15 protein-coding genes are annotated in these 17340 nt (G+C 51.1%); 5 read left to right on the forward strand and 10 right to left on the reverse strand.

Going from position 1 to position 17340, the window contains the following annotated elements:
- Nucleotides 1-12: 12 nt before the first annotated feature.
- The gene (locus BLX24_RS08500) at nt 13-891 is read right to left on the reverse strand and encodes an inositol oxygenase family protein (protein ID WP_071502677.1); all 879 of its coding nucleotides are present in this window, start codon (nt 889-891) and stop codon (nt 13-15) included.
- Nucleotides 892-1029: 138 nt separating this feature from the next.
- Here BLX24_RS08500 and BLX24_RS08505 point away from each other — a divergent pair, with 138 nt between their 5' ends.
- A complete protein-coding gene (locus tag BLX24_RS08505; RefSeq protein ID WP_071502678.1) occupies nt 1030-2052 on the forward strand; it encodes a LacI family DNA-binding transcriptional regulator in 1023 nt (340 codons plus the stop codon).
- Nucleotides 2053-2055: 3 nt separating this feature from the next.
- Here BLX24_RS08505 and BLX24_RS08510 read toward each other — a convergent pair whose 3' ends face one another.
- From BLX24_RS08510 to BLX24_RS08520, 3 genes are all read right to left on the reverse strand, one after another.
- The gene (locus tag BLX24_RS08510) at nt 2056-2682 is read right to left on the reverse strand and encodes a hypothetical protein (RefSeq protein WP_143092611.1); all 627 of its coding nucleotides are present in this window, start codon (nt 2680-2682) and stop codon (nt 2056-2058) included.
- A 122-nt stretch (nt 2683-2804) separates the two neighbouring features.
- Nucleotides 2805-3272 (reverse strand): RidA family protein, encoded by a 468-nt coding sequence (locus BLX24_RS08515; protein WP_071502680.1) that lies wholly within the window; start codon nt 3270-3272, stop codon nt 2805-2807.
- A 74-nt stretch (nt 3273-3346) separates the two neighbouring features.
- The gene (locus BLX24_RS08520) at nt 3347-4039 is read right to left on the reverse strand and encodes a DUF2461 domain-containing protein (protein WP_143092612.1); all 693 of its coding nucleotides are present in this window, start codon (nt 4037-4039) and stop codon (nt 3347-3349) included.
- 253 nt (nt 4040-4292) lie between these two features.
- On the opposite strand from BLX24_RS08520, the gene BLX24_RS08525 reads away from it, so the two are divergent.
- A complete protein-coding gene (locus BLX24_RS08525; RefSeq protein WP_071502804.1) occupies nt 4293-5822 on the forward strand; it encodes a S8 family serine peptidase in 1530 nt (509 codons plus the stop codon).
- A gap of 48 nt (nt 5823-5870) precedes the next feature.
- On the opposite strand, the gene rfaD is transcribed toward BLX24_RS08525, so the two are convergent.
- A complete protein-coding gene (gene rfaD / locus BLX24_RS08530; protein WP_071502681.1) occupies nt 5871-6836 on the reverse strand; it encodes an ADP-glyceromanno-heptose 6-epimerase in 966 nt (321 codons plus the stop codon).
- Between the two features lie 246 nt (nt 6837-7082).
- On the opposite strand from rfaD, the gene BLX24_RS08535 reads away from it, so the two are divergent.
- Both BLX24_RS08535 and lpxB read left to right on the forward strand, forming a co-directional pair.
- A complete protein-coding gene (locus tag BLX24_RS08535; RefSeq protein ID WP_071502682.1) occupies nt 7083-7499 on the forward strand; it encodes a 6-pyruvoyl trahydropterin synthase family protein in 417 nt (138 codons plus the stop codon).
- A gap of 43 nt (nt 7500-7542) precedes the next feature.
- Complete coding sequence (lpxB, locus tag BLX24_RS08540; protein ID WP_071502683.1) at nt 7543-8640, forward strand: lipid-A-disaccharide synthase; 1098 nt, start codon at nt 7543-7545, stop codon at nt 8638-8640.
- Here lpxB and BLX24_RS08545 read toward each other — a convergent pair.
- The 4 genes from BLX24_RS08545 to BLX24_RS08560 all read right to left on the reverse strand — a co-directional run bounded on the left by BLX24_RS08545 (nt 8637) and on the right by BLX24_RS08560 (nt 12823).
- On the reverse strand, nt 8637-9065 hold the full coding sequence (locus BLX24_RS08545; protein ID WP_071502684.1) for a HepT-like ribonuclease domain-containing protein: 429 nt from the start codon (nt 9063-9065) through the stop codon (nt 8637-8639). The genes lpxB and BLX24_RS08545 overlap by 4 nt on opposite strands.
- Nucleotides 9058-9357: a nucleotidyltransferase family protein gene (locus BLX24_RS08550; protein ID WP_071502685.1), complete on the reverse strand. Its 300-nt coding sequence runs from the start codon at nt 9355-9357 to the stop codon at nt 9058-9060. The genes BLX24_RS08545 and BLX24_RS08550 overlap by 8 nt, the downstream gene beginning before the upstream one ends.
- A gap of 65 nt (nt 9358-9422) precedes the next feature.
- Nucleotides 9423-10868, reverse strand: a complete 1446-nt coding sequence (sufB, locus tag BLX24_RS08555; RefSeq protein ID WP_071502686.1) for a Fe-S cluster assembly protein SufB — start codon at nt 10866-10868, stop codon at nt 9423-9425.
- A 221-nt stretch (nt 10869-11089) separates the two neighbouring features.
- Complete coding sequence (locus tag BLX24_RS08560; protein ID WP_229201737.1) at nt 11090-12823, reverse strand: hypothetical protein; 1734 nt, start codon at nt 12821-12823, stop codon at nt 11090-11092.
- Nucleotides 12824-13081: 258 nt separating this feature from the next.
- Between BLX24_RS08560 and leuS the strand changes: the two genes are divergently transcribed.
- Entirely contained in the window at nt 13082-15958 is a 2877-nt protein-coding gene (leuS, locus tag BLX24_RS08565; RefSeq protein WP_071502806.1) for a leucine--tRNA ligase, read from the forward strand.
- Between the two features lie 66 nt (nt 15959-16024).
- On the opposite strand, the gene BLX24_RS08570 is transcribed toward leuS, so the two are convergent.
- Nucleotides 16025-17155 carry a TlpA disulfide reductase family protein gene (locus BLX24_RS08570; RefSeq protein WP_071502687.1) on the reverse strand — a complete coding sequence of 377 codons (1131 nt, stop codon included), beginning with the start codon at nt 17153-17155 and terminating at the stop codon, nt 16025-16027.
- Nucleotides 17156-17340: the final 185 nt, after the last annotated feature.

The following is a 17340-nucleotide window of genomic DNA, read 5'->3' on the forward strand; positions in this document are numbered from 1 at the left end:
ATAACACACACCTTAGAATTTCAATGTTGCCGGCAGGTATTTCGCTACCAGATCTTCGTAATAAGGCCGCAGCTCCGTCCAGTTTGGCGGCGTCGGGTTCTTCGAATACAAGTCGTACGGATTAAACAGATTCACCCATTTGAACATTTCGCGGTCATGGTCGTCCATCAGGTGGTCGTACGCATTTTCGCGGTGCTGCGGGTAGAATGAGTGGTAACGCAGCATGTACAGCCCCTGCTCCGGCAGGTGGTCTTTCACCATCTGGTACACATACTCATCATGACCCCACGACATATGCACGTTGCGAAGACCGCAGTTTGGCGTATAAACGCCGTATTTTGTATTGTAACGTTCGTCGTATGTATCCGGATTGGCCTTGAAAAACTCAGGATACACAATTTTGTCTGAATGCGCACAGCCTACCGGGAAGGTGTCACCGACAACAGCCCACTGTGGCTCGCCAAACAGACAAAGAACTTTACCCATATCATGCAACAGACCAACCAGCACCATCCAGTCGGGGTGACCATCGGCGCGGATCGCTTCCGAGGTTTGCAGTAAGTGCTGCAGCTGATCCAGATCGGTATCCGGGTCAGAGTCATCAACCAGCTGATTCAGGAACGTGAATGCATCCCAGACCGGCATTTCCTTTTTATCGAACTTCAGGAATTCACGCTCTTTTTCCAGCACGAAATCATACGTTTGGTAGGTATGATTCAGGCGGTAAAATTCGCGTACGGTATCACGGCCCGGATTTTCGTAGTTCCGGTATTCTTCAGTAGTTTTTCCCTGGGCAATAGCTTCCGGATCAGGGTAACGCTCCAGCAGATCGTCTTCCCAAACGTCCAGACTGGCTAAAGGATTTTGTTCTGCTGCGCTCAACGTACTCATGACTGTTGTATGTTTATAGGGTGAAACGCTTAAAAGTCGTCGTCTTATGTTCAGGACACTAAGCTAATCGACTTTATTGGCACTTTTATAAGATCTGTTTTGCTTTATTTACGAAATCGTTTTCGTAAACCGGCCTCCATGCAAACCATTAATTTAAAAACACTGGCCAGCGCCCTTGGTCTGTCAGTCTCCACCGTTTCGAAAGCGTTGCAGGACAGTCACGAAATCAGTCCCGAAACCAAACAGCGTGTCTGGCAGCTTGCCCGTGAACTGGATTACGTTCCGAATCCGCACGCCAGCAGCCTGCGCCGGAAGCGGAGCAAAATCATCGCCGTTGTCATTCCGGAAGTAGCCGACAGCTTTTTTACACTGGCGATGAAAGGCATTGAGGTGGTCGCGCAGCAAAAGGGCTACCACACCCTGATTTACCTGACCTATGAATCGTTGACGAAAGAACAGACCATTCTGCACGATTTCCAGAGCGGCCGCGTCGACGGGCTGATTATCTCGTTATCAGGTCAGACCACACACATCGATCATGTAACGGCACTCGAACGCAAAGGCATTCCTGTTGTGTTGTTTGACCGCATTTTTGAAGGGACCACCTTGCCGCTGATTACGACCAATGATCTCGAAAGCGGTTACCTGGCTACGCAGCACCTGATCCGGCAGCAGTGCCGCCGTATTGCGTTTTTATCGGTTTCAGACAGTTTGTCTATTACCCGGCAACGGCAACAGGGCTACCTCAACGCTCTGACAGACAGCCACCTGCCTTCAGAACCGGATCTCATGCTCACCCTTCCGGCCCATGCTGCCGACCAGGAAGCCATCATGACTCAGCTCCTCACCGGTCCGAAGGCGCCTGACGGCATTGTGGCCTCGGTGGAAAAAACAGCGATTCTCACCTACCAGCTCTGCGAAAAGCTGCACCTGTCAATTCCTGAACAACTTAAAGTCATCAGTTTTTCGAATCTGGAGACAGCCCCCCTGCTCAATCCGTCGCTTTCGACCATTACCCAACCCGCATTCGACATGGGCGAGGCCGCCGCCCGGACACTCTTCGGCCTTATTGAACGGAAAAGCCTCCGTACAATGCTCCCCCTACAATGTATCCCCTCAGTGCTGATACCCCGCCGCTCGACGCAGTTACTTGCCGGTTAACCGCTACCAGCGATACCGGTACGGACATGAGGTCATTTTCCGGCGCTTTGGCCGGTAAGGACGCGGCGAGCGGTTATGATGATGATCCGACGGCATAATAAAGGAGTAGCCAAGGCCGATGTAGGAGCCATGCCGGTTGCCCGTAGCAAAATCACGGTTGTCCATCCGGTCAATGAGGCCCAGAAAGATGTCAATCGTATGAAAATCAAAGAGATTGTAGCTCACCCCGACTGAAGCAAACGTATTGGAGCTACGGTATTGAACCGGGATTTCGCGCTGACCGGCAAACTGCACAAACGTAAGATAAATATCCAGATACGGTTTCAGGCTTGACTGCTCGCCAAGTCCGTTTGTCGAATAGACCCGCATCCCGGGGCCAAGTGCGGCCCCCTTGCCCACCCCGAATTCGGTCCGGGCATAAACCAGCAGCGAGAGATCATTATGAAATGCGGGGAACACATGCCCGATTGCCACACTGGCCGGCATCGCCAGTGTGTACAACTCCGCTGCGTTCCGCCGACCTTGCTTTATATTGGCTATTCCGCTCGAAACCGACACGCCGCCATTCAGTTGCGCCAATCCGGTAAGCGGCCCCAACAGCATCGCCATCACACTAAGTACCAGTCGCACAGTTTTCGTTGAGTATAATTTTTCCTGTTTTTTAAACGGTCAAACTATACGCTTATTGAAGCTGTGTTATCCAACGGCCCTATCGAATAAATAGCCGTATGAGCACTTATTCAGGGGTTATGCTAGTTTTTGATGGCAATTACCTCAACCTCAATTATTACATCTTCGCGTACCTGTTGTGGTACATTTTTAAGTTCAGAGATTCTGGAAATGCCACCGGCCTTGTTCTGATTGAAGTACGTAGCCGCGACCCGATTAACAATTTCACTGTTCACCGTGCTTTTGTTCTGGTCGTTGGTAAGGTGGTAGGTGACCTGCACAATATGTTCGGGCGTCATGCCGACTGTAGCAAGCGTTTTGGTGATATTGGCAAAACTCTGCACCAACTGGGTCTCCAGATTACCGGTACCCACTAATTGACCGCTGTCATTGACCGGCCGCTGGCAGCACACATAAATCCGGCGGTTCGGCACCGTTGTCTCAACCTTATAGAGATACCCCTGACGTATGGCCGGCGTCTGGGTCTGGGCCATCGCTCCGGAACACAGGGCCACCAGCAGCACTATTATCAATAATCCGTTTTTTTTCATTGTCAACTTATTCAGGACAGGATTACAGGATCGCCTCTTGTTTGTGATAGCCATCCTGTAATGCTATCTATACCTCACTCCTCTTCAAAAAACAGGTAATTCAGAAAATCGCAATATGGTTTCAGCAGATGACAGCCCCGCGCTACTTCTTCGGCAAAACCGGGCTGCAACACATCCTGATCGCTGTAGCGGTGCATGAAAAACAACTGCTTCCGGCGTAATAAGTCAATATCGGGATGATCGGTCGTATAACCTTTGGGGGCTGTTTTCATTACCTCTCCCCAGATTTCGGGAAAATAGGCCCGGAATGTTTCCTCTTCAATAATCCCTTTCAGCTCGGCGACGTTGTAATCGATTTCCTGCCGGAATTTAGCCAGCTGAGCCGGTGTCGGCTGCCACATTCCCGCTCCCAGAAACGATTCATTACCGGGCTGGATATGAATATAGTAGTCGATACGGCCTGAATGCCGGCCGCCCGGCCCGATAGCCGCCGCAAAATTGAGCTTATACGGTTCTTTATTTTTCGAAAACCGGATATCACGGTTAATCCGGAAAATACAATCTTTCACCTCCGTGTTCGGCAATGGCTGAAAGGTATTTACACCGGCCAGAATTCGCGTCACCAGTTGCTCAATCTGGGCTTTTGCGGCTTCATACCGCTTCCGGTTTGCCTGAAGCCATTCCCTGTTGTTGTTTTGCGCCAACTCACGCTGAAACGCAAATGTGTCCGCAGTAATCGCGGGTTTGTTCAATTCCTTTGTTGTCATACTTACCCAAAATTACGGCTTTTTTATATACCCTGCGTACCATTCAGCGAAAACTGATCTTGGATAAAACAAAGTAAGAATGTAACTTAGCTATCCATAGCAGTTATACCACGCTGTAATAGTGACCAGTACTTATCCATTGACACCTGTCAATCGGGTAAGCTAACAAAAGCAACCCAAACCACGTTTGTTGGTATCTGAACTTAAGTTACAATCGATGCGATTCGTTCTTTCATCCCTCCTCTTTCTGTTCATGACTGCCTTTTGCCTGACGGCGTCTGGTAGCCATACCCCTGAAAAACCTGTCTCGAAATACTGGATCCTTTTCAATACGAAAGACGTAGCCAGGGCACCTGCACTCTCAGCGGCAGCCCTGACCCGCCGCACCAGTCAGGGTCTGGCCATTGACGAAACGGATCTGCCGCTGTCAGGTATCTGTCTCAAAGCGCTGCACGATGCCGGCATCGAACCGCTCTGCCAGTCCCGATGGCTGAACGGCGTTTCGGCGATGCTGTCGGAAGCGCAGATCAATCAGCTCAGGCAGCTGGCATTCGTCAAAGCCATTCAACCGATTGACAGCCGGATTAAAATCATGAGCACCGGTCTGCGCGATGATGCGGCAAAACCTCACCTCGCTCCGGTGATGAGCCAGATTCAGGCCGGCGATTTTGCGAAGGCAGGCCTGACGGGCCGGTTTGTGACCATCGGCGTTGTGGATGCCGGTTTCTTCGCCGCCGACTCAGCCGATGCGCTTAAGCACATTTTTGAGCGGAAAGGCGTCCGGCAGGTCCGCGACTACGTGCATCCGAACGAGACAAAACACAACCTGTTCCGCACCATGGAAACCATGTCGGATCTGCACGGTACCGAAGTGCTGGCCGCCATTGCCGGACAGGACCCGCGCGAAAACCTGCAATACGGGCTGGCCACCGACGCCACCTTTTACCTCGCCCGCACCGACCAGGGCAACCGCGAATACCGTGGCGAAGAAGATAACTGGGTGCAGGCTATGGAATGGCTCGACAGCCTGGGTGTGCGGATTGTGAACACCTCGCTGGGTTACGCCCGCGGATTCAGCAACCCGAAAGAAAACTATGAAACCCGCGAGATGGACGGCAAAACCAGTCTGATCAGCCGCGCGGCGCAGATCGCTGCCGACAAGAAAGGCATGCTGATTATTGTTTCGGCCGGCAACGAAGGCGAAGACCGTAACTGGCGGATTATCTCTACCCCCGCCGACGCGCAAGGAGTACTGTCGGTCGGTGCGACCAACTCAAAACTCTGGAACCGGATCGGCTACAGCAGCATCGGCCCTGAGGCATTGCCGTATATGAAACCCAACGTTTCGTGCTTCTCGCTTTACGGTACCTCCCTGTCAGCACCGGTGATAACCGGCTTTGCCGCCTGTCTGATGCAGGCCAATCCGAAACTGACCAATAAAGAGCTGATTGAGATCATCGAGAAATCATCGCACCTTTACCCTTACGGCAATAATTATGTGGGCTACGGGGTTCCGCAGGCATCGAGAGCGCTGGCGCTGCTCAGAAAGCAGCCACTGCCCGCCACTACCCGCAGCATCAAAGCAAGCGGTAAAACAGTGCAGGTACCGGTCAGCAGCGGCGAAGCACTGGCATCTGTCTTTCACAAAAAAGACAACATGCACGTGCTGACGCAGGAAGCGGCAAAGATTATTAACGGAAAAGTAACGCTGAAACGCCTGTCTAACGAACGTCAGACGACGGTTGACCTGAAACAGGAAGTGATTGAAGTGATTTGGGAGTAGCTTATAAGCATTTACGGCCCCGGAATTTAACTCTCCGGGGCCGTAAGCCTACATATAATCCCCCCCGGTAAGGTAGTTCTTCACATAATCGGCGATGCCTTCTTCCAGGGTATGGAATGGCTTGTCGTAACCGATTGACCGGAGTTTGGCCATGTTCGCCTGCGTAAAATACTGGTATTTATCGCGGATATCGGCTGGGGTATCGATAAAGTCGATGTTGGGTTCCAGGCCCATGGCGCGAAAGGTGTTGGTAGCCAGATCAAGAAACGTACGTGCTTTCCCGCTACCCAGGTTGTAGATCCCCGAATTGCGGCGATGATGCATCAGAAACAGACAGACATCCACCACATCTTTCACGTAAACGAAATCCCGCATCTGCTCACCGTCCTTAAAATCAGGGTGATGTGAGCGGAAGAGCCGCATCTGACCCGTCTGACCTATCTGCCGGTATGCATGGAAAATTACCGATGCCATCCGGCCTTTGTGGTACTCATTCGGGCCATAGACATTAAAAAACTTCAGACCGGCCCAGAAGAACGGTTTCCGCTCTTGTTCCAGCGCCCAGATATCAAAGACATTTTTCGACTCTCCGTACGGATTCAACGGTTTCAACTCCGGAATCACGGATTCGTTATCGTCGTAGCCTAACTCACCGAGACCATAGGTAGCCGCCGAAGATGCATAAACCAGCGGAATCTGATAATCAATACATTTCTGCCATATTTTTTTTGAGTATTCGACATTCAAATGCTCAAAAACGTAATAGTCAAACTCTGTCGTATCAGTTCTGGCGCCGATGTGAAACAGAAACTCTACTTCGTGATAATTAATATCCAGCCAGTCGAAAAACTGTTCGCGATCGACCTTCTCCTGAATACGCTTATCAGCCAGATTAGCCTCTTTTTCGGGGGAGGAAAAATCGTCAACCGCAATGATAAAATTGAAATTTTCCTGATTCAACTTGCTGATTAAACAGCTCCCGATAAAGCCGGCAGCCCCCGTAACAATGATCATAAACTCGTTTTCTGAATATATTGGTTATATAAATAGTGGAAGGGCAGGTGAATAAAGTGCAAAAAAGGTGCGTAAAGTTACGGGATTGTTTTTTAGCGTGCTATCGACGTTTTAAGGAATAAATAGAACTTTTTAAAGATAAGCCATAATTAATGCCGAATACTTTTGTGCGAACTAAAGCTACCGTAATTTTGTAGTTCATTATCCCGGCGTTTTCTGGAAAACCGCCCTAAACAAACCAGATCTATGGTATACGTAAATCGCATTGAACACTTCAATGCTGCCCACCGGTTATTTAACCCGAACTGGTCAGAGGAGAAGAACAAAGAAGTTTTCGGGCCTTGTGCCAATGCCTATTTTCACGGGCATAATTTTGAGTTGATTGTTACGGTCAAAGGAGAACCGAATCCGGATACCGGTTTTGTCATTGATATGAAAAAGCTGGGCCAGATTATAAAACAGGAAGTGATCGAAAAACTCGACCACAAAAACCTGAATATGGATGTTGACTTTTTGCAGGGAAAACTCGCCAGTTGTGAAGTGCTGGTGATGGAGATCTGGAAAATTCTCGAACGGGCACTGCACGATATTACCGAAGCACGCCTGCATCAGATTCGGCTCTACGAAACGCCCAAAAATTTCGTGGACTACTACGGTGAATAACAACACAACTGACCCACATAAGCGCCCGGCCCTTCGCCTCTACATGATTGCAGGTGAACGGTCGGGCGATTTGCACGGCGCGAATCTGATCAAGGCGATCCGGCAACACAACGAAGGAGCGACAATCCGCGCCTATGGCGGCGAGCAGATGGAGGCCGCCGGTGCCCACCTTGTCCGGCATTACCGCGATATGGCGTTCATGGGCTTTCTGGAGGTGGTGCAGAATCTGGGCACCATCCGGCGGATCATGCGCGAATGCCAGGCCGATCTGCTTTCCCACCGCCCCGATGCGCTGATCCTGATTGATTACGCCGGCTTTAACCTGCGGATGGCGAAATTTGCCAAAAAGCACGGCATCAAGGTCTTTTATTACATCTCTCCGAAAGTCTGGGCATGGAACCAGAAACGGGCGCTGAACATAAAGGCAAATGTCGACCGGATGTTTACTATTTTCCCCTTTGAGACGGCTTTCTTCCGTAAGTTCGGCTATGAGGTGACCTATGTCGGTAATCCGCTGCTCGACGCCATTAGCCAGTTCGCGCCAAACCCGGATTTCCGGAAAACGATTCCGGCAACAAAGCCGGTGGTGGCCCTTTTGCCGGGGAGCCGTAAGCAGGAAATCACCGGCATTCTGCCCGCGATGCTGGCCGCCACCCGACAGTTTCCGGACTGTCAGTTTGTTGTAGGCACGGTCAGTAACCTCGATGCGTCTCTGTATGATAACCTGCTGACAGACTACCCTGACGTAATCCGGGTGAATGATGCCGCGTATGATCTGTTGCATGTGGCTACGGCCGCGCTGGTAACGTCGGGTACTGCCACCCTCGAAACGGCACTGTTCCATGTCCCGCAGGTGGTTTGCTATAAAACAACATGGGTATCCTATGAAATTGCCAAACGACTGATTGCCGTGCCGTTTATTTCGCTGGTCAATCTGATAGCAAACCGGGAAATCGTACGGGAGTTGATTCAGAACGATTGTACGCCGATGCAGGTGGCGGGCGAACTGGCGATGATCTTGCCGGGTGGTCAGAAACGAGAGCAGCAACTGGCTGACTATCGGGAGATTCAGCACATTATGGGTGGGCCAGGTGCCTCGGAGCGCGCCGGAACCGCTATGGTGCAGGCGCTGCTGGGTTAATCCTTATTCCTCAGATAACTCAGTTCACTATAATAAGGAGAATTCAGTGCCTCGTTAAGCGTACTTTGCTCATAGTCTACCTTACCGAGCATATCAATCAGTACTTTTTTAAGTGGCTTTAGTTCTTCGATTACAATTGCATAGACTTCTTCGTGATCTATGCCACGATAATCATGCGCAATCCGGTTACGAACGCCCTGAATACTACGCCATGGAATTTGCCCATACTGCCGTTTAAGGTCATTATCAATCTTTTTGGTTTCCTCACCGATTACCATCAGCAGTTGCAGTGTAGCATTAAAGTTGAGTCGCTTGTTAGCCCACAAAAACTCGTTAAAATCAATAAAATCTTCGCTGTAAGCAATGATCTGTTCAATAGATTGTAAGCTGGTCAGAATGTAAATCAGGTTATAATGGCTAAACATAAATTACATCTTTAAGTAACTCCACGCGGATTACCGGATTAAGATACCGATAATTGATGAATTCGATTTTTTTCTTTCCCAGCCTTTTTTTCAGCCTCTTTTCTACTTCCAGCTTATTGCGAAACCCTAACGTTTTCCCTTCTTCAAGCTCATACACCAAATCAATATCACTCTTTGCAGTATGCTGTTGACGGGCATAACTGCCAAATAACCCAATTTTGTAAATTCCGAATTCCTGTTGCAGCTGAGGTAATACCTCTCTTAGAGTCGAAATTATTTCAGCACGTTCCATATCAGTGAAACTACAAAAAAAGCCCCTGCAATTGCAGAGGCTCTAAATTTATCAAAATCTTTCGATTAACCGACTGAACCTTCCAGACTGATTTCCAGAAGTTTCTGCGCCTCAACGGCAAACTCCATCGGTAATTGATTCAAGACTTCCTTAGCATATCCATTGACAATCAGGGCTACAGCCTGCTCCGTCGGGATACCGCGCTGGTTGCAGTAGAACAGCTGATCTTCGCCGATTTTCGACGTGGTAGCTTCGTGTTCTACCGTTGCCGTCGGGTTTTTCACCTCGATATACGGGAAGGTGTGCGCACCGCAACGGTCGCCCAGCAACAAAGAGTCACACTGCGAGAAGTTACGGGCATTTTCCGCACGCTTCATCACTTCGACCAGGCCACGGTATGAGTTATGGCTCTTACCGGCCGAAATTCCTTTCGATACAATCCGGCTTTTCGTGTTTTTACCAATGTGAATCATCTTCGTACCGGTATCCGCCTGCTGCATGTTGTTGGTTACGGCCACCGAGTAAAACTCCCCGATCGAATAATCTCCTTTCAGAATGACGGACGGGTATTTCCACGTAACAGCCGAACCTGTTTCAACCTGCGTCCATGAAATTTTCGAATGCGGGCCATCGCAGATACCACGCTTCGTAACGAAGTTGTAGATACCGCCACGACCTTCTTTATCACCGGGATACCAGTTCTGTACGGTCGAATATTTAATTTCGGCCTCTTTGGCGGCAATCAGCTCAACCACAGCGGCGTGCAGCTGGTTTTCGTCACGCATCGGCGCCGTACAGCCTTCGAGATAGCTTACATAACTGCCTTCGTCGGCAACAATCAGCGTCCGTTCGAACTGACCGGTACCGGCTGCGTTGATCCGGAAATAGGTCGACAACTCCATCGGGCAGCGTACCCCTTTCGGGATGTAGCAGAACGAGCCGTCTGAGAAAACGGCAGAGTTCAGGGCCGTGAAGAAGTTATCTTTCGCCGGAACAACCGAACCCAGATACTCCCGTACCAGCTCCGGATATTCCTGAATAGCTTCAGAGATTGAACAAAAGATAATACCTAACTCTTTCAGCTTGGTTTTGAACGTTGTACCGATTGATACAGAATCAATTACGGCATCAACGGCCACCCCTGAGAGACGCTCCTGTTCCTGGAGGGAAATACCCAGACGCTCAAATGTGCGGCGGAGTTCAGGATCGATATCGTCGAGTGATTTAACTTCCTTTTTCTGAACAGGGGCCGAGTAGTATTTAATATCCTGATAATCAATCGGCGGATAGGTAACGTTCGGCCATTTTGGTTCGGTCATCTCCTGCCAGATGCGGAACGCCTTCAGACGCCATTCCAGCATCCATTCCGGTTCGTTCTTTTTGGCTGAGATGAAGCGTACTGTATCTTCGTTCAATCCTTTCGGAGCCTCATCCACTTCTAAGAGCGTCTCGAAACCATATTTGTATTCCGAGTTGGTGATGCTCTCTAAGATTTCAACGTCTTTGCTCATAGCTAATTAGGTCGGTCGAGTGTTTCTTTTCGTCCTGTATTAAAGATTTAACACCATTATGGCCGGGTACGTTCCGACGGGAACCTGCAAATTTAACGAATAGAGTCGTGCAAACGACAGTGTACCCGTCCGGAAATCTTTATTTTTTACCTACCTCTTCCTCAACTCCTACCCGGCATCAAAAACCACCGGCAACCAGTAACCACCGGCACCTGAAACCGTCACCGCTTCAACGCCAGAAACTGCACCCGCCCCGCCGACGGCAACCGCGTTTCGGCGACCGGTTTGCCATAACGCGCATAAAACTGCGCAGCCATGCCTGCCGGCAATAGTTCAGGATAGAGATTAATACCGGCAAAGTCGTTCGTCCGCAGGTAATTGTCAAAAAATGTCCAGTCGGCAGCGGTGAACAGATACCCGGGCGATAAGCGTTTCGGCCAGCCGTCGCGCAGGAAAGGTTTGATCTGATCCGGATGCAATCGCCCGAAATACTGTCCGACGACTTTCTTGTCGTAGAACCGACGGAAGGTGAAGACCGCATTCTGGGCATCGTAATGCGGACAAAGCCCCTCCTGCATTCCTGTCCCATCGGCGCCGACAACACAGAACGGCCAATCCAGTACGGCCTCGCCCGGCGTCTTGTGCACCCGCTCCATGTAGGTATACACATCCGCCGGTAACGGTGGCAGGTGATAGATTGTAAAGTAGTAATAACCAAACTGCCACTCGGCCAGCATCAATAGGCCGATCAGGCTCAGCGCCATCCTGGCGGGTAAACGTGTTGGCAAACGCATACCAAGTGCTAAAAAACTCAGCAATATGGGGTAAATCAGCGTGGCGCGCCCGCCGTGCCGGTTAAAGCTAAACCACGGGAAAACTTTCAGCGTCGGCACCAGCGCCGGATGATAGAGCAGACACAAGGCAAGTGTCAGCACAACCGGCCCCCAGAGCGGAATCTGACGGCGCATCTGCCAGAAACCGATTATGGCCAGCAAGACCAGATATAACCCCGGACTCGTCTGCCCGTAACTTTCATAGCTATCCTTAAAATATTTTTCGTATTGCTGCTCATACTGATTCAGATACGGCAGGTGCGGAATCAGCAATCGGGCCGGATGCGACCACAGCCGCGACGGGGGCATCACGCTGAAATCAAATTTCCAGGCCGTAAACGCAATCTGTAAGGTGAGCGGCACATACAGGTATATGTTCAGCAGCATCAACCCGGCAATTACCCAAATAAGCGTAGATCGCTGCCTGTATTCGCGGGAAACCCAGGCCATTAACTGTACCGGCCAATGGCTGATTCCGGGATTATTCCGGTATAATAAATACATCCCGAACGGTACGGCAACGGTAGTGAACGTCAGGGCAAAACCAGCTACATAGCCTAATTCAAGCCCCAATATCTGTACATGCAGCCACGCCCATACCAGCAGAAACAGCAGCGAAAGCCGCTGCCGGTGATACAGCTGCCAGAGCAGCCGGTATGTTGCCACGATGCAAAGGATGGTCCAGTGGCCGACACAAACGTTCAGGTGTACGGGGTATTTCCAGAGCCCGTAGAAATTAAACACCGATACCGCCAGGCTGACAATGGCCAGCTGCCACGGCGGAAAAAACGCACGAAGCAACCAAAACGTACCAATCGCCGTAATGACTATGCTGAACACGTAGTAAAACTGAAGATACGGCCCCGGTCCGTCGTTGAGCCAGTAACAGAACGCATACCAGTAGTCACGTTCAAAGCCCCACGGCAGAAAAACCTGCAGGGTGCCGTATGGATAAAATGTCTGATCGTTATCGAGATTCAGATGAGGAATGAGCCCGAACGAAATATTCTTAAAAAAATAGTACCCGGCATATTCGTACTGATCGGTATCATCGCCGTCGGAAAGCGGAAACCGGAAATCACCGACTGCGTAAATAATCAGCGCTAAAACGGTAATTGTCACGATTATTAGCCAGCGGGACCATACAAGCGGGCGGTCTTTTGGACGAAGCCCGGAAAAATTTGACGTTTGTTTATCCTCCATGCGATATTACTTCTCAACTGAGTACAACAAAAGTCATCCGAAACGGCTATTTTTGCAAAAATTTTAATAAAAGAGGTACCTGAATGAAGAATGGATAATGACGAATGAACAATGATGCTACCGCAGACCAATTGTTCATGATCCATTATACATTGTCCATTATTCATAAGCATGAATATGGCTGACTACAATCACCGCGAGACCGAACAGAAATGGCAGCGGTTCTGGGACGAAAACCAGACCTACCGCACTACCACGGATGCCGCCGGACAGGCATCGTCAAAGCCTAAATTCTATGTCCTGGACATGTTCCCCTATCCATCGGGAGCGGGTCTGCACGTAGGCCACCCGCTGGGATACATTGCCTCCGACATCGTGTCGCGGTATAAGCGGCTGAAGGGCTTCAATGTGCTGCACCCGATGGGCTTCGACTCGTTCGGGCTACCAGCCGAGCAATATGCCATTCAAACCGGTCAGCATCCGGCGATTACGACCGAAAATAACATTGCCACCTACATCAAGCAGTTAAAGCAGATCGGGTTCAGCTACGACTGGAGCCGCGAGGTACGTACCTCCGACCCGTCGTATTATAAATGGACACAGTGGATTTTCATGGAGCTGTTCAACAGCTGGTATAATAAAGATACCGACCGTGCAGAACCGATCAGCACCCTGCTGGAGAAATTTGCAACCAACGGTACTACCGACGTAAACGCCGTTTGCGACGCCGACACACCTGCCTTTACAGCGGCCGAATGGAACAACCTGTCGGCCACCGAACGGCATGCCATTACCCTGCATTACCGCCTGACCTATCTGGCCGATGCGGTCGTGAACTGGTGCCCGGCACTGGGTACAGTACTGGCCAACGACGAGGTGAAAGACGGCGTTTCGGAGCGGGGCGGTTATCCGGTCGAGCAAAAGAAAATGCGGCAGTGGATGATGCGGATCACGGCCTATGCCGACCGGCTCCTGACAGGTCTGGATACCATCGACTGGTCGGAATCGATCAAGGAACAACAACGCAACTGGATCGGTAAGTCGGTCGGGGCGTCGGTTAAGTTTGCGCTGGAAACAGATGCGGCGACCTCAATTGAGGTGTTTACGACACGGGTGGATACCATCTACGGGGTAACCTTTATGGTGCTGGCACCGGAACATGAACTGGTCGGCAGCCTGACCACTCCGGAGCAGCGCGACGCCGTTGAGGCTTACGTCAACGCGGCCAAACTGCGCTCAGAACGCGACCGGATGTCGGACGTAAAAACGGTTTCAGGGGTGTTTACCGGCAGCTATTGCCTCAATCCGTTCAGCGGCGAAAAAGTACCGATCTGGCTGGCCGACTACGTGCTGGCGGGGTATGGCACCGGCGCGGTGATGGCCGTACCATCGGGCGATCAGCGCGACTGGACGTTTGCCACGCATTTCGGGCTGCCGATTGTGGCCATTCTGGACACGCAGAAAGATGTTGATACACAAGCTGATAATACCAAAGAAGGCCGCTATATCAATTCGGGTATCATCAATGGCATGACCTACAAAGAGGCCACGGCTACGTTGATTGCCTGGCTGGAAGAACGCGGTCTGGGCAGCGCACGGGTGAACTACCGGATGCGCGACGCCGTGTTCAGCCGTCAGCGGTATTGGGGCGAACCGGTGCCGGTTTACTTCAAAGCCGATGCCAACGGAACCGTATTGCCATACCTGATCGACGAAAGTGAGCTGCCGCTTGAGCTGCCGGCCGTTGATAAGTACCTGCCTACCGAAACCGGCGAACCACCGCTGGCACGGGCAGAAGGCTGGAAATATAACCCCACCCCTAACCCCTCCCCTTCACAAGGAGAGGGAAATTACGAATACGAACTGTCGACGATGCCGGGCTGGGCGGGTTCGTCGTGGTACTGGTACCGGTACATGGACCCGAAAAACGACAGCGAATTTGCGTCGAAAGAAGCCATCGCCTACTGGCAGGATGTCGATCTGTACATGGGTGGTTCTGAGCACGCAACGGGTCACCTGCTCTACAGCCGTTTCTGGAACAAATTTCTGAAAGACCGTGGCTATGTGACGCAGGAAGAGCCGTTTAAGAAGCTGATCAACCAGGGCATGATTCAGGGCCGGTCGAATTTTGCGTACCGGATTAAAGGGACAGGAATCGAAGGAGTTCCGCCGGTATTTGTATCACTGAACCAAATCAACGGCCGCGAGGTAACCCCGCTGCACGTTGACGTGAATATTGTTGAAAACGACGTACTGGACATTGAGGCGTTCAAAAAGCAACGTCCTGACCTGGCCGATGGCGCGGAGTTTATCACCGAGCCGGATGGTAAATACGTGGTAGGTGCCGAAGTCGAGAAAATGTCCAAGTCGAAGTACAACGTGGTGAACCCCGACACGGTCGTAGAGCGTTACGGCGCCGACGTACTGCGTTTGTACGAGATGTTTTTAGGCCCGCTGGAACAGGCCAAGCCCTGGAACACCAACGGCATCGACGGTACGTTCCGGTTTATCCGTAAGTTCTGGCGCTTGTTCTACGAAGAGAAAGCCGATGGTACGTCGAAATGGGTCGTTACGGACGAAGCCCCAGCCCCGGCCGAGCTGAAAATCCTGCACAAGACAATCAAAAAGGTGCAGGAAGACATTGATAATTATTCGTTTAACACGTCGGTCAGTGCGTTCATGGTGTGTGTCAATGAGCTGTCGACGCTGAAGTGCCGCAAGCGGGCTGTCTTGCAGGATCTGGTCCTGTTGCTATCGCCGTTTGCGCCGCACATTACCGAAGAGCTGTGGGCAGCCCTCGGCAACGAGCCGGGCACGGTGTCATCGGCCAGCTTCCCGGTTTTCGATCCGAAATTCCTGGTCGAAGATGCCTTTGAGTATCCGATTCAGATCAACGGCAAAGTGCGGACCACGATCTCGTTTGCCACCGACCGGGCGGCATCGGAGATCGAGCAGGAAGTGCTGGCCAATGACGTGGTACAGAAATGGCTGGAAGGCAAAACACCGAAAAAAGTGGTGGTGGTGCCGAAGCGGATTGTCAACGTCGTGCTGTAAGGCAGGCGAACTGATATAGACAACGGGCGGAGATAAATCGTTATCTTCGCCCGTTTTGTTTACCGGCTATTGGCTCACTAACTGCTGCACCGTCCGCTCAATATCATCCGAAAAGCCCTGACTGACCAGCCGGATTACCCCCTTCCGATCAATAAGCACATAGAACGGAATAACGTCAAGCCCATACCTTTGCCGCACCTGATTAGAACCGATTAGCGTCAGGAAAGGCAGTTGCCACTTCGTCAGCAGCCGCCGGACCGCATCCAGTTGCTGAACTTCATGCGTAATGCCGTAAACCTGTAAACCCTGCTGGTTGTACTTGCGGTACAGCTGCTCCACTTTCGGCATCGACGCCAGACAGGGGCCGCACCATACCTCCCAGAAATCCAGCAACGTCACTTTGCCTGCAAAGGCGGTTGATGACAGCGAATCGCCCTGAAGCGTGGCCAGCCGGAAATCCGGTGCCGGCTGCCCCACCAACCGCCCCGCCGGTTTCTTACTATTGACGACCGGCAGTTCCTGACGATAGGTCTGCAGAAAGGCCGGTTCCCGGAACAGACTGTCGGCCAGAACCGTATTTATTTTAACTGAGCTGATTTTGTAGAACAGATCCTGTACTTTGCCCAGGGTTTCCTGATGTTGCCGCACACGCACAGGCAATAGGGTAGAACGGTCGATTTGTAGCTGCTTATACCGGTTTATTACGTCATATTGTTTAATGTCAGCGTAATGCATCGTCAGAAAGTAATACGCATCGTCCTGCGTCAGCTGGAAACGGACAACTTTTGTGGTATCCAGCCGGATGAGATCAGAGACAACCATCCGCCCCCCCGATTGGTAGAGCAGGCTGGCAAAAGCGGTTGTGTCAGTGACGAGGGTATATGTTTTTTTGTGATCATCAGTCACATACCCCACATGGCCATCATAGATTACTTCACCGGCGATATCGTCCTGCTTTGCCCGAAACCAGAAACCCAGGCGGTGGTCATTCCGGTCAGGCCGTATGGCCGCCTGCCCGTTCAGCTGCCGGACATGCCCCGTAACCAGCGTGTCGGTCCGCTCCAGCGTATAACTTACTGTTGTCAGGGAGGCCTGCTTTTCGTAAACAGCCTTTATCAGGTGATGCACATCCTGCGCGATAAGGCTGACCGGAAACAGGAGCGGGAATACTACGATTTGTCGGAAAAACGGCTTCATAATCAACTTGTGTTGCGATTGATAAGCCCAAAAATAGCGTCATAGTATTTGCCCGGTCTATCCGATTCGGTGAAGCAGACAGGAAAATCGACCAGCTTTTGTTGGTCGAAAAAAAAGCCGGATTAGTCGAAATACAGCGCCGTCAGTTGATGTCCCCGAAGGTCTGTTGTATTTTCAGGGATACG

It is taken from the genome of Arsenicibacter rosenii, assembly GCF_001870735.1.
GTDB classification, from domain to species: Bacteria; Bacteroidota; Bacteroidia; order Cytophagales; family Spirosomataceae; genus Arsenicibacter; species Arsenicibacter rosenii.

What these genes read in the sequence shown, in the direction of transcription:
- BLX24_RS08500 (WP_071502677.1), bottom strand. Translation starts at nt 891, where the DNA reads ATGAGTACGTTGAGCGCAGCAGAACAAAATCCTTTAGCCAGTCTGGAC.
- BLX24_RS08505 (WP_071502678.1), top strand. Translation starts at nt 1,030, where the DNA reads ATGCAAACCATTAATTTAAAAACACTGGCCAGCGCCCTTGGTCTGTCA.
- BLX24_RS08515 (WP_071502680.1), bottom strand. Translation starts at nt 3,272, where the DNA reads ATGAAAAAAAACGGATTATTGATAATAGTGCTGCTGGTGGCCCTGTGT.
- BLX24_RS08520 (WP_143092612.1), bottom strand. Translation starts at nt 4,039, where the DNA reads ATGACAACAAAGGAATTGAACAAACCCGCGATTACTGCGGACACATTT.
- BLX24_RS08525 (WP_071502804.1), top strand. Translation starts at nt 4,293, where the DNA reads ATGACTGCCTTTTGCCTGACGGCGTCTGGTAGCCATACCCCTGAAAAA.
- rfaD (WP_071502681.1), bottom strand. Translation starts at nt 6,836, where the DNA reads ATGATCATTGTTACGGGGGCTGCCGGCTTTATCGGGAGCTGTTTAATC.
- BLX24_RS08535 (WP_071502682.1), top strand. Translation starts at nt 7,083, where the DNA reads ATGGTATACGTAAATCGCATTGAACACTTCAATGCTGCCCACCGGTTA.
- lpxB (WP_071502683.1), top strand. Translation starts at nt 7,543, where the DNA reads ATGATTGCAGGTGAACGGTCGGGCGATTTGCACGGCGCGAATCTGATC.
- BLX24_RS08545 (WP_071502684.1), bottom strand. Translation starts at nt 9,065, where the DNA reads ATGTTTAGCCATTATAACCTGATTTACATTCTGACCAGCTTACAATCT.
- BLX24_RS08550 (WP_071502685.1), bottom strand. Translation starts at nt 9,357, where the DNA reads ATGGAACGTGCTGAAATAATTTCGACTCTAAGAGAGGTATTACCTCAG.
- sufB (WP_071502686.1), bottom strand. Translation starts at nt 10,868, where the DNA reads ATGAGCAAAGACGTTGAAATCTTAGAGAGCATCACCAACTCGGAATAC.
- leuS (WP_071502806.1), top strand. Translation starts at nt 13,082, where the DNA reads ATGGCTGACTACAATCACCGCGAGACCGAACAGAAATGGCAGCGGTTC.
- BLX24_RS08570 (WP_071502687.1), bottom strand. Translation starts at nt 17,155, where the DNA reads ATGAAGCCGTTTTTCCGACAAATCGTAGTATTCCCGCTCCTGTTTCCG.